Here is a 15,034-nt window from a genome sequence, read left to right as displayed (position 1 = left end):
TTTTAAAGCACAAAACAAGCATGAATCCCACTCTCGCTGACAAGATCGCCCGCGCGCCCAAGGCCGAACTCCACATTCACATTGAAGGTTCGCTCGAACCCGAGCTGATCTTCGAACTCGCCAAACGCAACGGCGTGACGCTCGCGTACGACTCCATCGACGCATTGCGCGCGGCCTACGCGTTCACCGACCTGCAATCGTTTCTCGACATCTACTATGCGGGCGCGAGCGTGCTGCTGCACGAGCGCGATTTCCACGACATGACCCTGGCATACGTTGAACGCGCGCTCGCCGATCATGTCACGCACACCGAAATTTTCTTCGATCCGCAGACACACACCGAACGCGGTGTATCGATCGCCACCGCGGTCGCGGGTATCGAAAGCGCGCTGGCTGAAGGTGAGCGGCGCGGTTTGACGAGCAAGCTGATCCTGTGTTTCCTGCGCCATTTGCCGGAAGAAGATGCGCTTAAAACGTTCGATGAAGCGTTGCCCTTGTTCGATCAATACAGGCACCGGCTGATTGGTGTCGGGCTGGATTCGTCGGAACGCGGCCATCCGCCTTCGAAGTTCGAACGCGTGTTCGCGAAGGCGCGTGAGAAAGGCCTGAAGCTCGTGGCGCACGCAGGCGAGGAAGGGCCGCCCGCGTACGTGTACGAAGCGCTCGACCTGTTGAAAGTGGATCGCGTGGATCATGGTGTGCGCAGCATGGAAGACCCGGCGCTGGTCGCCCGTCTCGCCGATGCCCGTATCGCACTGACCGTCTGCCCACTGTCGAACCTGAAGCTGCGCGTGTTCGACGACATGGCGAAACACACGCTCAAGGCGCTGCTGGATCAAGGCGTGGCCGTGATGATCAACTCCGACGACCCCGCGTATTTCGGCGGCTACGTGAACGCCAACTATTTCGCGATTCTCGATGCATTGAATCTCAATGACGCCGAGTGTTACACGCTGCTGAAGAACAGCCTGGAAGCGTCGTTCGTGACGGACGCCGAACGCGTTGCGATGGTAGCCAGACTCGATGCGTACTGGCACAACTCGCACGCGGCGGCATGAGCGAGAACGCCATGGCTACGATTACCAACGACACAACCACGCTCGAGCGTTTCTTCGGCATCCGCGCGGCGGGTTCGCGCACGAAGACCGAGATTGTTGCGGGCATCACGACCTTCCTCACGGCGATGTACATCATCGTCGTCAATCCCGGGATTCTGTCGCAGGCAGGCGTCCCCTTCCCTGCCGCGCTGACCGCCACCGTGATTGTCAGTTTCCTCGGCAGTTGCGCGATGGGGCTCTATGCGCGCAACCCGGTGCTGGTTGCGCCCGGCATGGGCATGAACGCGCTGTTCGCTTTCGTGATGGTTCACAGCGGCAAGATGCCGTGGCAGACCGCGCTCGGCTGCGTGTTCTGGGCCGGCGTGATCTTCGCGGTGCTAGCGGCGTTCAACGCGCGCAAGCTGGTCGTCGATGCGATTCCCGCGAACCTGCGTCATGCCGTGTCGTGTGGCATCGGCCTGTTTATCAGCCTGATCGGATTGGTCAACGCGAAGTTTGTCATCAGCGATCCGGTGACGATCGTGCATTCGGCATCGCTGAATCCGGTGGTGATCACGTTCCTGATCGGCCTCGCCGTGACCACGATTCTGGTTGCACGAAAGGTAACCGGCGCGTTGATGATCGGCATCATTTTCACGACCGTGATTGCCATTCCCATTGGCCGCTTCTGGGGCGACGGCACCGCTTACTGGCCCGCCGCCATTGCCACCAAAACGCTCGTGAACTGGAACGGATTGTTCTCGGCGCCGGACTTTTCAGCCGTCGGCCAACTGGACTTGCTCGGCTCGCTGAAGGTGATCTACTGGCCGTTTATTTTCGTGATGCTGTTCACGTCGTTTTTTGACGCGCTGTCCACGTTCATGGCGATTTCGGAAGCCGGCAAGCTCTACGATAAAGACGGCAACCCGCGCAACATCCGCCAGTCGATGATGGTCGATTCATTCGCCGCGCTGGTCTCCGCGCCGCTCGGCACGAGCCCGGCGAACGCGTACATCGAATCGGCGGCAGGCATTTCAGCGGGCGGCCGCACGGGACTGGTCGCGGTCGTGGCAGGTTTGTGTTTCCTGCCCTTCCTGTTCCTCTCGCCGCTGCTTTCGCTCGTGCCCGCCATTGCGACCGCGCCCGCGCTCGTGCTGGTCGGCGTGTTCATGATGGAGTCGATCACGAAGATTGAATGGGGCCGCTTCGACGAAGCCATTCCCGCCTTCCTCGCCATGATCCTGATCCCGCTGACGTATTCGATCACCGACGGAATAGCGTACGGCTTCCTCGCGTTTGTCGTGATCAAGTCGTTCACCGGCCGCAGAAAAGAAATCAAGCCGGCGATGTGGATTGTCGCCGCGCTGTCGTTGCTGTTATTGACACAGCTATAAGGGCGTTGACCCGCTTTACTGGAGACGTTTCACCCATGACTCAGACCGCTTACCGCGCACAGCTACTCACGTTCCGCGACGACCCCGCATTCTCCGACGACAACGCCGTGCATGAAACCGACGGCCTGTTGCTGGTGGAAGATGGCCGCGTGGTGGCAGCGGGCGCATATGCGGCGCTGCGTGAGACCATCGCGCCCGATGCAATCGTTAAGGACTCGCGGGAGAAGTTGATCGTGCCGGGTTTCATCGACTCGCACATTCACTATCCGCAGACCGACATGATCGCCTCGCCCGCGCCGGGTCTGCTGCCGTGGCTGAACACGTACACGTTTCCGACCGAGCGCAAGTTCGAGGACCCGGCGTATGCACGGGAAACGGCGAGCTTTTTCATCGATGAACTGCTGGCCTGCGGCACGACCACGGCGCTCGTGTACTGCACGGTCCACAAGCAATCCGCCGATGCCTTCTTTAGCGAAAGCGAGTCACGCAACCTGCGCATGATCGCGGGCAAGGTGCTGATGGATCGCAACTGCCCGGAGTATCTGCGCGACACGGCGCAATCAGGCTACGACGACAGCGCTGAACTCATCGCGCGCTGGCACGGTCGCGGGCGGCAGGAATACGCGCTGACGCCGCGTTTTGCGCCCACTTCGACGGAGGCGCAACTCGAAGCCTGCGCCGTGCTCGCGCGCAAGCACCAGGACGTGTATATCCAGAGCCACGTCGCCGAAAACACCGATGAGATCAAGTGGGTCGAAAGCCTGTTTCCGGGACATCGGAGCTATCTGGATATCTACGATCACTACGACTTGCTGCGTCAGCGCGCGGTGTATGGCCACTGCATCTATCTCGACGATACCGACCGCCAGCGCATGGCTGAAACCGGCGCGGTGGCGTCGCATTGCCCGACATCGAATCTGTTCCTGGGAAGCGGCTTGTTCGATATAGAAAAGGCCGGCGCCGCGAAGATGCCAGTGGCACTTGCAACCGACGTAGGCGGCGGCACCACGTTTTCGATGCTGCAAACCATGGGCGAAGCGCACAAGATCGCGCGTCTGACGGGACACCATCTGACCGCGGCGCGCATGTTCTGGCTGGCGACCACGGGCGCGGCTCAAGTGCTCGATATGGCGGACCGTGTCGGGACGCTGCAGCCGGGCAGCGAGGCGGATTTCGTTGTGCTGGACCCGGCTGGTACGCCTCTGCTTGATCGCCGGACTTCGCGGGCTGAATCGCTGGAAGAACTGCTGTTCGCGTTCGCGATGCTCGGCGACGATCGCGCCGTGTTCGAGACGTATGCGGCGGGGAAATGCGTGCATCGGAGAGGGACGCGGCGCGGGACGGTGGCGGAGTTGGCTGCGGCTTGAAGCGGTTGTGGTTCGCTGTCCGGTTGCTCGATGACATGCGAACACGAACGCGCGATTGTGCATTGGCGCGCTGCCTTGACTGACCAAGCCCCAAGTTGAGCGCGCCGGGCAATCGGCGCGCTCCGCGTTCAGCGCTGAAACCTGCCGGACGCCTTAATTCGCTTAACTATCTTTATTAAAGGAGTGGGTTAAGGATTTTTTCGAACCTATTCGCACAGTTCACCTTAATTCCGCTGAGGATTGCATACTCGCGGAATTCGCTGCAAATGGAACTGAGCCCGCTCCCCGCAGCGCCCCGCCAGACGGGCTCTAAGCACTTGTTTAAGCGCACTTTCCAGCTTCCCGCTAAAGTCTAGGCTTTTCGCAACGCCGTGTGCGTACTCACGTCGCGTCCTTCACGGGCGCGTGGGTTGGAACAAACAAACATGAAGCCACTCGTACCAGCCGTCCGCATCGGCTTATTCATGCTCATTGCAGCACTGTCCGCGCAAGCTTCGGCCTATGCGCTGGATGCGCAACTCGACTGCAAGTCGACCGCGCACGCGTTCATCGCGCCGCTTCAGGAAAATCACGCGATAGAAACGACCCCCATGCGCGTGGAGCCCAATTCAATCAACGCGTTTAAACCAACGCGCGATAGTCATCTCACCGCGTTCGACTTCGGCGTGTTCGCGGTAGTTGGGTTCCAGAAAAATGACGCGATTTTCAAGCAGGGCAACGGCGATCCTATCGCCGACTCGGCTTATGGCGCTGTTGTGATCGGCGGGGAAGATTCGGTCAAGCAAAAAGTTCGCGCGGCTGGCAGCGACGCCGTTATTCGTCGCGTCGCGCCTTTTATCACCGCGATCTTCTGCAAGCCCGATTCACCACAATTGGCCACGGTCACCCACGATTAACACGCGCCCACCAAGCCAAAGGCCGCGCCAACATCGGTTGGTGCGGCCTTTGGGTGAACAGCGTGGCATTCGAAGCAAGATCAGCGCGACAGCCTAGCGTCCGATATGCGTTTGCAACCGGCGACGCACATCTTCCGGCGTAATCGACGGGCGCGGCAAATCGCTCGGCGTGCCCGTGTTGATCGACAGCCGCGCGAAACGCACGCCATCGACGTCTTTCGCGTCGAACAACCGGTCGATGATCGAGAGGTCATCGCCGTCCAGCGCCAGCGCGTACCCGCACGCCGAAGCGATCCGCGCGAACTCGACGCCTTGCGACACCGTCGCCTGACCGCCGGTCGACTCATGCGCGCCGTTGTCCAGCAGCAAGTGCGTGAGGTTGGCCGGCCCGTAAGCGCCGAGCGTCGCGAACACGCCCATGCGCATCAGCGCGGCGCCGTCGCCGTCGAGCGCCACCACGTTCAGGTCAGGCCGCGACAGCGCCAGGCCGAGTGCCATAGGCGTCACGCATCCCATTGATCCAACCAGATACACCTGGTTCTCGCGGTCATCGATAGCGTAAAGCTCCCGCCCGCAAAATCCCGTCGATGCCAGCACGACCGTCGACTCTTTCGGCGTATGCGCGATCACGCGTTCCAACGCGTCGTGGCGTGACACACGCTCGCTTGCGCCTTCAAACGACTGGACCTTCGCGCGCTCGGTCAACGCGCGCTGACGCACACCGCTCAAGCCTTTCTTGTTCAACTTGTAGGGCGCGACGCTGCCCTTCTGCATCACCAGCGCGTACGGGCGGCCTGTGCTGTCCATATGCGCGGTCGCGCGATCGAGCGCGGGTCCGATCGCATCGGCTTCCGTAGGAAACAGCTCCCATGGAATCTCCATGGTGTCGAGCATGGCCGGTGTGACCGGTCCCATCAGCGCGTGCTGAGGTTCATCGGCGACGCCCGGTTGACCGCGCCACGTAACGATCAGCAATTGCGGCAGCCTGAACGTCCACGTAAGCGAGGTCAGCGGGCTCACCGCGTTGCCGAGCCCGGAGTTCTGCATCATCGAAATGCCGCGCCGCGCCTTATGCACGCCCGACGCGCCAAGCGCCACGCCCGCGATCAACGCGACGGCGTCGCCCTCATTGGCCGCCGACACGTAATTCAGCGTCTCGTCCTGCAGCACGTAATTGATGAACGGCGTCAGATACGAGCACGGCACGCCCGCGTACCAGTCGAAACCGCGCTCGCGCGCGGCTTCGACAAATTGTGCAGCTTCGATCACGCGCCAGCCTCCGAGGAGCCCGAGCCGTTCGATCCGTACGGCGCCTGACCGTGTGCGAAATCGCCGGCTTGACGCAACTCGTCGAGGTCGTTCACGCCGCGCCAGTGACCGTGCACGTACTGCACTTCGATCTTTTCGTCCGCGGCCACCAGCGCGTTGAGCAGCGCGGCCATGTCGAGCTTGTCGAAGTCATCACGTTGCTGCAGTTTTTCGAGCATGGCGACCAACCGCTCCCGGCCTGCGCCGCGCACGTTCAGAAGGCCCATCCAGCGGCCTTGCGGCGTCTTGGAATTTGCCGGACCCGCCGAGCTCGTCACGCTTTCGAGCCAGACCTTCTGGCCGAACAACGCGCGATCGTCAGCGGTCGAGCAATACGCAAAATCCGTCGATGCCACGCCAGCCGCCGGGGTCTGCGACGAATCCACGACCACGCAGAAATCGCTGTCCGACTCCACGAGATCGCGAAGAATGTAGCTGCGGAACAAGAGATCGCCGTAGGAGATCACGGTGTCGGCGGTGAACGATTTCGCGGCGCATGCCAGCGACGCCAGTTCGCCCGTTTGCGCGTGCTTCTCGTTCACGACCAGCCGGATCCCCGATGTATCGATGGCATCGGCGCGATAACCGCCGACCACCGTAATGTCGTTGATGCCTTCTTTCTTGAACGCTTCAACCAGACGGCGCAGCAGCGGCTTGCCCGCGATCGGCAGCATGACCTTGGGTTTATCGGCGGTAACGGCTTCCAGCCCCGCGCCCCGGCTTGCCGCCAGCACGACCGCGTTACGCGATGCACTCGCCGACGACAGATACACGCTTTCAGCGGTCGAATATTCCTCGGCGTCCTGGAGGCGGAAGATTTCGTTGACCGTCGCCACGCGGTCTTCCACGTTCACGAGCGTTTCGCTGCTGTGGATTTCCTTGGCGATCGCCTGCATGGTCGATGCCGCGCCGCGCAGCAAATGGTTCGCCCAGATCACGGTGCTGATGCCGGCCTGGCGGAACACATCGGTCGGCGTGCTGTAGTACTTGGTCGGCACGATCACGAGCGGACCGCGGCCGGCCCATTCGCGCGCAAACGTGAGGATTTCGTCCGGCTTGGACAGCTTGCTGTGAATCAGGATGGCGTCTGCGCCGGCCTGGCGATAAGCCTCCGCGCGCTTCAACGCTTCTTCCATGCCCCAGCCCGCGATCAACGCTTCCACGCGCGCGACGATGGAGAAATTCGGATCGCTCTGCGAGTCCTTGCCGGCCTTGATCTTGCCGCAGAACTCGTCCATCTCGGCGAGCGGCTGACGCTCGCCGTTAAGAAAACTATTGGTCTTAGGAAACTGCTTGTCTTCGATACACACGCCGGCAATGCCGCGCTGCTCCAGCTTCTTCACCAGCCGGCGGACGTTATTGAAGTTGCCGTAGCCAGTGTCGCCATCGAGCAAGATAGGCAGGTCGCTCGCGTCCGCCATGAACTCAAGCGTGTCGACCACCTGGGTCCAGCTCGCTTCGTTGTTGTCGCGTACGCCGAACTGCGCGGAGATCGTGAGACCCGATCCCCAGATCGCCTTGAAACCGGCTTCCTTCACAATGCGCGCGGACAAGCCGTTATGCGCTTCCATCAGGAATTCGAGCTGATTGCTCTGCAGCATCTCGCGCAGGCGAAGGGAGCGGGCATACGCCGCGGGTAGTTGATACGGTGCGTTCATCGTAGGGCTCCTGCAAGCTGACGCAGTTGCGGCAAGACTTCGTCGGCCGCGCGTTTAACGTCGTTCTGAAAATCGATTTCTATCCACGGCGCGCCGGTTACATCGGCCACGTCGAATACCTGGCTGCGTTCCAGCAGCAAATCGCGTACGGCTTCCTCGTGCGGCAGGTTGGCACGGCCCGTCGCTACATACCCGGCGACGAGTTCGGCCAGACGCCGCGCCGCCGTTTCGTCGAAGCGGAAAAATCCCACCGACTCGCCGATCACGTCGAATTGCAAATCCGCCAGCACCTGCTTGCGCAATTCCACCGGCACGCCATTCGCCACGCACAGCTTCACGGGTTCATCGCCGGCTTCGAAATCACGGTCGATCAACAACCGGTTCACCGGTCCCGCGCCCGCCACCAGCGGTTCGAGAATACGTTCGTCGTAGAGCACGTCGGCGTCCATCAGCAGCACGTCGCCGCCGCGCGTCAGCGCTTCGGCCGCCGTGTGGACGGACAGCACGCTGCCGAGCGAAAACTCGCGGTTCACGACCACTTCCGTATGCGGTTTCCAGTCGATCGCAGCCAATTCGGCTTCCACCTGTTCATGCTTGAAGCCGAGCACAAAGACGATTTCGTCAACGCCCGCCGTCTTCAGCAGTTGCAGATGGCGTTCGAGCAGCGACGACTCGCCGAAACGCAGCAGGCACTTCGGCTTTTGCTGCCCTTCCGGCTGAACCAGGCGCAAACCCATCCCGGCGGCAAGAATAATTGCGCGCATGTTGATCCTATCGGTGATGCTTTATTCGATTTCCGGCACGCGCGCGAGACGACGGCGCTGCCAGCCCTTTTCAGCGAAATGCAGATAAACGATACCCGGCAGGCCGAGCAGCAATTCCCGCGCGCGCTTCGCTAACGAAAGCGCGAGCGCGGCCTCCGGCGGCAAGCCGATCAGACGCGCGAGCAGCAAATAGCCGCCCTCCTGCACACCGAGCGAACCCGGAATGAAGAACGCCGCGCCCCGAATGGCCTGGCCAAGACTTTCCAGCATTAGCGCTTCAGCCCAGCCGACCGGCGAGCCCAGCAAATGCAACGCAAGCCACACCTCGCCGGTACCCACGATCCAGCCCAGCAGGCTCAGCGCGAAACTCGCGGCGACCGGTCCGGGCTTCTTGTAGAGTTCGAGCACGGCGGTATCCACCGCTTCCGCACGCGACACCAGCGACGACCAGTCGCGCTTCTTCGAAAAGCGCGCCGCGAATTGCGAGGCAAACCGCGTCGCGCGGGCGAACAAACCCTTGCGCTGCGCGAAGAAAAAACCAACGACCATGAGTGAGCACACCACGATCACGATCAGCACCGGCAGCAGCATGCCCACGCCCGACGCATAACTGCTCAGCAACGCGAGGCCGATCATCGCGAAGATCATTTGTCCGACGGATTGCATGGTCGTGCTGACGGTGATGACTGCCGCCGCGTCGCGCGCCCGCATGCCGCGCTGCGAAAGATAACGCACCATCAGCATCGGCCCGCCGATCTGTCCGGCCGGCATCAGGCTATTCACCGATTCACCGGTCCAGCGCGCGAACAGCGCGTCGCGGAAGCTCACATCGCGTTCATGGCGGGGAAAGAGCGTTTCGATAGCCAGCGCGTCGATCACGACAGGCAGCAGATGGAATGCCGCCACCGCGAGCAGGCCCCAACCCGCGGCCGCGAGCGCGGTCGCTACGGAACCGAAGCCCTGCCAGCCCAGCAGCGCGATGAACAACACCACGCCGAGCGACAGGAGGATCGTTCCGGCGCGGCTCATGCGGCGCCGTTCTTCCCGCCTTTGCGGCGGAAAACCTGTCCGAAGCCGAAGTACGCAACCGAGTCCTTCATGTTCGAGATAAACCGCTGCCACGGCCGCATGTTCGGATTCGTGACGTACTCGAATGTCAGCGACACGCGGAATTCGTTCGCGCGAGCCGGCGTGACGCGATGACGCAGCTTGTCGCCATCGAAGAAAACCAGGCCGCCCGGCGGAATCTGCACCGAACCCGGCTGGTCAGGGATCTCCGGCGAACGCGTGTGCAACTCGTAGTCGAGACGGCACGATGAATCGTCCATCACGCCGAGCAGCAGCGTATAACGGCGGCCTTCGTAGTACGACGTATCGTAGTGCCAGCCAATATGGTCACCCGGCTTCGTATAGAAATACAGCGCGTACGCGTGCGGATCGTCGGCGGGCGACTCCTGGAGCGTGTCGCCGCTGATTTTCTCCAGCCAGCTGATCAGCGCCGGCGACCGGTACAACTCGGCGATGAACGGCGCGAGTTCGTCAATCGCGTGACGGCTGACGCTGCCGCCCTGCTTGTGTCCCGGCAAGTAATTGCGATTGATGGCGGGCATGACCGCGTGGACAGCCGCGACCAGCTTCTCGGTGAACTCGCGCGGCAGAAAGTCGTCCAGATACAGGAACGCGCCCTGGTTATCGAAGGTTTCGTGCAGCTTCGCGGTCTGGCGCTCGGGAGACAGGCGCTGAAGATGCGCGTCCAGGGTTTCGTCGAGAGCATGAAGGCTCTTGCGATCAGCGGGCTTGCCGCCAAACGCACGCGTGGATAGGGAATCGACAGATGAATTCATTGAACAGCCTGCAAATCTTGATCTTGACCATCAGAGTCTTTGTTACGCGCCGTGGCCCGGGCGAAACGCCGCAGCGCGCGTTGGTAATCCACGACAACCCAGACGGCAAATAGCGGAGCACCAATGGAAGCCGCCACCAGGAACGGCGTCATGCCGTTGAGCAGCGTCACCACCGGCAGCAAATACAAGACATCTTCGGTCTCGAAACCCGCCATGGAGGCCTGCTTCGTGCCGCTCTTGCCGGCCATTGATTCGATCCGCATACGCAGGAAGAAGATCAGCGCGACGGCGACGCCCGCAATCCCGCCAAGCCATTCGGCCGACACGATCATGGCCGGATGATGCACGTTCACATAAAACCCGAGGCCCACGAACAGCAGCACGGTCACCACCGAATCGCACGCGAGATCGTAAAAATGACCGATTTTGCTCGATTGCCCGCTGATTCGCGCGAGTTCGCCATCTGTATGATCGACGAAATTGGAGAGCGCGATCAGCAAGGCGCCCAGGCTGCACGACCAGAAGCTGCCGACCGACAGGTAATAAGCGCCGGCGATGCCAATCAGCAAGCGCAGAGTGGTCAGGTGATTCGGTGTAATCGGCGTGCCGATGAGCGGTGTAACGAGGCGCCGAGCGAGCCGCGCATCCCAGGTTGCGGGCTCAGGAACGGCATGGTGTTTAGCATTGCGGGGTTTGTTCATCCTCGAAATATATCTCGTTTCGAATTTAATTGCATACAAGGGCACTCCGCCATAAACCTGTAAGAAGGCGGATTTTTAATCGAAATTCGAGCGTTTCGCGGACTGCAACAAAGGCGGCGGCCGGATCAAACGACCGGCCTCCATAGCGGTAAATTTTTCTCAGACGGGGCCCAACAACTGCGCCGGCTTGACGGCTATTGCACAGGAACCGGCGTGGGAGCGGGCGCCGGGACAGCGCTCTTCTCGTTTGCTCCCACCGCAACCGGCGCTTCGTTACTGATACCGCCCGTTTTATCGAACGGGATTTTCACCGTGCGCACGGTGCCGTTGCCCAACGGAAAATCCGTGAGCGCGCTGCGCACTAGATAAGGCATGGCCCGGACCAGCGACGATTCGCCGCCTGAATTGCTCGCGGTCACTTTGTACACCTCGCGCCCGCTTTCACGTTCGGTCATGCGGATCTGCAGCGAGTGGACGAAGATCGGGTAGCTTTGGTCGACATAACCCGCCGGTCCCATATCCCACCCTCCCCATCCTCCCCAGCCGCCGTAGCCACCCCATCCGTACGGCCGGCCGTACCAGCCGCCGTACATGGGCCATGGATCGTAATAGACGGGCTGGCGCACGGTGACCATGTCGCCGCGAATGGAGTACGACAATTCCACGAGATAACGCGCGCTGGCGTCGGCAACCTGCTTGAACGAATGGGTGGCGAGCTCGTTTGCGGCGAGCACTTCATACGTCTCCTGTTCAATGCTGTTCTGCTGCGGCGCCGAGCGCACGAACGCATAGGTCCGCGTGGCGTCGGTCCCGGACCAGTCGGAGAACGCCGCCACCTGCGTCTGAACATAGGTGGTACAGCCCCCGAGCAGCGCGAACCCGGCGATCAGCACCACGCGCGCCGCACCCTTCAATTCCCCGTACAACCGTCCTAACGTCATGGCCGACCTCATTTGTCTTGTTGATCTTGTTGCGATGTCATGTGTAAAACAGCAACCGCGAAGTGTCGCATGCACCGCACGAAAACCGCCTGATTCCACCTGTTTAAAGACTGTCGCAGACAGGTGAAGTTCGGGAAACAGGCCGTTCGGCCGACCCCGAATCGAGCACACAATCCCGCGAGCCTTTGTACAATGATCCGACACAAGGCCGCCTCGAAAGCAAAGGCACCCGCTCAACTCAATCAGAACCGCCATGTCCAATTCGACCGCACCTGCCGTAATCCGCCGCGCCGACTACACGCCGCCCGCATTCCTGATTGATACCGTCGCGCTCGAATTCGACCTCGTCCCCGAACGCACGGTAGTGCGCAACACCATGCGCCTGCGCCGCAACCCAGACGCCGCGCCGGCGGCGACGCTGGAGTTGCTCGGTGAGCAGATGGAGTTCATTGGCGCAACGCTCGACGGGCGCCCGCATGCGGATGTCCGCGTTACTGAGAACGGTTTGTCGGTGAGCAATATTCCCGACGCGTTTGAATTGACCCTGGAAAGCGTGTGCAACCCTGCCGCGAACACGACTTTGTCGGGCCTGTATGTATCGGGCGGCAATTTCTTTACGCAATGTGAGGCCGAGGGCTTTCGGCGCATCACCTATTTCCTTGACCGCCCCGATGTCATGGCGACCTACACGGTCACGCTGCGGGCGGACAAGGAAGCGTACCCAGTGCTGTTGTCGAACGGCAACCTGATCGAAGAAGGCGATCTGGGAAATGGCCAGCACTTTGCGCGTTGGGAAGACCCGTTCAAGAAACCAAGCTACCTGTTCGCGCTGGTGGCCGGCAAGCTCGTCAAGCTCGAGCAGCGCATGAAGACAGGTTCGGGGAAGGAAAAACTGCTGCAGGTCTGGGTCGAACCTCACGATCTCGACAAGACACAACACGCCATGGATTCGCTGGTTCATTCCATCGAATGGGACGAACGCCGCTTTGGGCTGGAGCTCGACCTGGACCGTTTCATGATTGTTGCCGTGAGCGACTTCAACATGGGCGCGATGGAAAACAAGGGCTTGAACATCTTCAATACGAAATACGTGCTCGCGAATCCTGAAACGGCTACGGACGTGGATTTCAGCAACATTGAAGCGGTGGTCGGCCATGAGTACTTCCACAACTGGACGGGCAACCGCGTGACCTGCCGCGACTGGTTCCAGTTGAGCCTGAAGGAAGGGCTGACGGTGTTCCGCGACCAGGAATTCTCCGCCGACATGGCCGCTGGGCTCGAACCAGGCGCAGCCAGCGATGCAGCGCGCGCGACCAAACGGATTGACGACGTTCGCGTGCTGCGCCAGATGCAGTTCGCCGAGGACGCGGGTCCCATGGCGCACCCGGTGCGCCCGGAAAGCTACGTGGAGATCAACAACTTCTACACGATGACCGTCTATGAAAAAGGCTCGGAAGTCGTGCGCATGTATCAGACGCTGCTCGGGCGTGACGGTTTCCGGCGCGGCATGGACTTGTATTTCCAGCGCCACGACGGCCAGGCCGTCACCTGCGACGACTTCCGCCACGCAATGGCCGACGCAAACGGCCGCGACCTGGCGCAATTCGAGCGCTGGTACAGTCAGGCGGGCACGCCGCGGATCACGGTACGCACGCGTTACGACGCAGCCACGAAGCGTTACACGCTGACGCTCACGCAAGGCTACGGCGAAGCGTCCGAGGCCGCGCGCACAACGCAAAAGGGTCCGCTGCTGATTCCGTTCTCGGTCGGCCTGATCGGCAAGAGCGGCGCTGACCTGCCACTGAAGCTTGAGGGTGAGAAAGAGCCCCAAGGCACTACGCGCGTGCTGGAGTTCACTGAACAGGAACAAACCTTCACGTTCGCCGATGTCGCTGAAGAGCCGTTGCCCTCGTTGCTGCGCAACTTCTCGGCGCCGGTCGTGGTGGATTACGACTACACCAATGAGCAGTTGGCCTTCCTGCTCGCTCATGACAGCGACCCGTTCAATCGATGGGAAGCCGGCCAGCGCCTCGCCACGCGCGAACTGCTTGCGCTGGCGGATCGGGCATCGAAAGGTGAGGAACTGACGCTCGACGACCAGGTGGTATCCGCATTCGCCCAGGTACTCGACGACAGCACGCTCACGCCTGCATTCCAGGAACTGGCGCTGATGTTGCCGTCCGAGGGATATCTTGCGGAACAAATGGCTGTGTCGGACCCCGCCGCCGTGCACGCGGCACGTGTGTTCGTTAGCCGCCGCCTCGCCACGGGCCTGCGCGACCGTTGGCTCGCCGTGTACGAAGCGAACCGCACGCCGGGCGAATATCGCGCGACGCCGGACGACGCAGGCAAGCGCGGGCTGAAGAATCTCGCCCTCGCCTACCTGAGCCAACTCGACGACCCCACCCGCGCCATCGAACTGGCAAGCGCCCAGTACGACGCCGCGAACAACATGACCGACCGGTCGGCTGCGTTGTCCGCGTTGCTGACGGCGGGCGCGTCAGGTTCCGTCGATACCACCGTCGCCGACGCCGCGCTCAGCGATTTCTACCAACGCTTCGAGAAAGAACCGCTTGTGATCGACAAATGGTTCGCGCTGCAGGCTACGCAACGCGGCGGACCGAAGCGCAATGTGCTCGACATCGTGCGCAAGCTGATGCAACACCCAGCGTTCACGCTGAAAAATCCGAATCGCGCCCGCTCGCTGATTTTCAGTTTCTGCGGTGCGAATCCGGCGCAATTCCACGCCGCCGATGGTTCCGGGTACGCGTTCTGGGCCGAACAGGTCGTGGCGCTCGATGCAATGAACCCTCAGGTGGCTGCGCGCCTTGCTCGCACGCTCGAGCAATGGCGCCGGTACACGCCCGCCTTGAGCGAGAAGGCGCACGCGGCGCTGGAACGGGTGGCGTCGAAGGTGAAATCGCGTGATGTACGCGAGATTGTGGAAAAAGCGCTCGGCTAAGCGTTTAATCCTCTGAGCCTTTGGGCCCCTTCCTCGGGCTCATCGGAAATCGGCGCTTTGGCGCCGGTTTTTTTATGCTCGCATATCCCGAAAATCAGCCAGTGTGAGACTCGCCGAACCGGTACCCCATTCCTGTGACATCGGGAGACACATTCCGAGCGG

12 protein-coding genes are annotated in these 15,034 nt (G+C 61.5%); 5 read left to right on the top strand and 7 right to left on the bottom strand.

Annotation, left to right across the window (positions count from 1 at the left end):
- Nucleotides 1–20: 20 nt before the first annotated feature.
- The 4 genes from ACSQ36_RS04400 to ACSQ36_RS04385 all read left to right on the top strand — a co-directional run bounded on the left by ACSQ36_RS04400 (nt 21) and on the right by ACSQ36_RS04385 (nt 4,694).
- Complete coding sequence (locus tag ACSQ36_RS04400) at nt 21–1,058, top strand: adenosine deaminase (RefSeq protein ID WP_213762547.1); 1,038 nt, start codon at nt 21–23, stop codon at nt 1,056–1,058.
- A gap of 11 nt (nt 1,059–1,069) precedes the next feature.
- Entirely contained in the window at nt 1,070–2,431 is a 1,362-nt protein-coding gene (locus tag ACSQ36_RS04395; RefSeq protein WP_436181030.1) for an NCS2 family permease, read from the top strand.
- A 35-nt stretch (nt 2,432–2,466) separates the two neighbouring features.
- Nucleotides 2,467–3,798, top strand: a complete 1,332-nt coding sequence (gene guaD, locus ACSQ36_RS04390; RefSeq protein ID WP_436181029.1) for a guanine deaminase — start codon at nt 2,467–2,469, stop codon at nt 3,796–3,798.
- A gap of 425 nt (nt 3,799–4,223) precedes the next feature.
- Complete coding sequence (locus ACSQ36_RS04385) at nt 4,224–4,694, top strand: hypothetical protein (protein WP_436181028.1); 471 nt, start codon at nt 4,224–4,226, stop codon at nt 4,692–4,694.
- 93 nt (nt 4,695–4,787) lie between these two features.
- Here ACSQ36_RS04385 and aepY read toward each other — a convergent pair whose 3' ends face one another.
- The 7 genes from aepY to ACSQ36_RS04350 all read right to left on the bottom strand — a co-directional run bounded on the left by aepY (nt 4,788) and on the right by ACSQ36_RS04350 (nt 11,910).
- Nucleotides 4,788–5,963 carry a phosphonopyruvate decarboxylase gene (gene aepY / locus ACSQ36_RS04380; RefSeq protein WP_436181027.1) on the bottom strand — a complete coding sequence of 392 codons (1,176 nt, stop codon included), beginning with the start codon at nt 5,961–5,963 and terminating at the stop codon, nt 4,788–4,790.
- Nucleotides 5,960–7,660 carry a phosphoenolpyruvate mutase gene (gene aepX, locus ACSQ36_RS04375; RefSeq protein WP_213762542.1) on the bottom strand — a complete coding sequence of 567 codons (1,701 nt, stop codon included), beginning with the start codon at nt 7,658–7,660 and terminating at the stop codon, nt 5,960–5,962. Before aepX ends, aepY begins: the two co-directional genes overlap by 4 nt.
- Nucleotides 7,657–8,424: an NTP transferase domain-containing protein gene (locus ACSQ36_RS04370; protein ID WP_213762541.1), complete on the bottom strand. Its 768-nt coding sequence runs from the start codon at nt 8,422–8,424 to the stop codon at nt 7,657–7,659. Before ACSQ36_RS04370 ends, aepX begins: the two co-directional genes overlap by 4 nt.
- A gap of 21 nt (nt 8,425–8,445) precedes the next feature.
- On the bottom strand, nt 8,446–9,453 hold the full coding sequence (locus tag ACSQ36_RS04365; RefSeq protein WP_213762540.1) for a flippase-like domain-containing protein: 1,008 nt from the start codon (nt 9,451–9,453) through the stop codon (nt 8,446–8,448).
- Entirely contained in the window at nt 9,450–10,268 is an 819-nt protein-coding gene (locus ACSQ36_RS04360) for a HalD/BesD family halogenase (protein ID WP_255631179.1), read from the bottom strand. Before ACSQ36_RS04360 ends, ACSQ36_RS04365 begins: the two co-directional genes overlap by 4 nt.
- On the bottom strand, nt 10,265–10,969 hold the full coding sequence (locus tag ACSQ36_RS04355; RefSeq protein ID WP_213762539.1) for a CDP-alcohol phosphatidyltransferase family protein: 705 nt from the start codon (nt 10,967–10,969) through the stop codon (nt 10,265–10,267). Before ACSQ36_RS04355 ends, ACSQ36_RS04360 begins: the two co-directional genes overlap by 4 nt.
- Nucleotides 10,970–11,163: 194 nt before the next feature.
- A complete protein-coding gene (locus tag ACSQ36_RS04350) occupies nt 11,164–11,910 on the bottom strand; it encodes a DUF4136 domain-containing protein (RefSeq protein ID WP_213762538.1) in 747 nt (248 codons plus the stop codon).
- 253 nt (nt 11,911–12,163) lie between these two features.
- Here ACSQ36_RS04350 and pepN point away from each other — a divergent pair, with 253 nt between their 5' ends.
- Complete coding sequence (gene pepN / locus ACSQ36_RS04345) at nt 12,164–14,872, top strand: aminopeptidase N (protein ID WP_436181026.1); 2,709 nt, start codon at nt 12,164–12,166, stop codon at nt 14,870–14,872.
- The last annotated feature ends 162 nt before the right edge of the window (nt 14,873–15,034 follow it).

The sequence above is a fragment of the Caballeronia sp. LjRoot34 genome, assembly GCF_964253815.1.
GTDB lineage: Bacteria > Pseudomonadota > Gammaproteobacteria > Burkholderiales > Burkholderiaceae > Caballeronia.
Note: the sequence above shows the minus strand (reverse complement) of the source record. Positions and strands in the feature narration are given on the sequence as shown.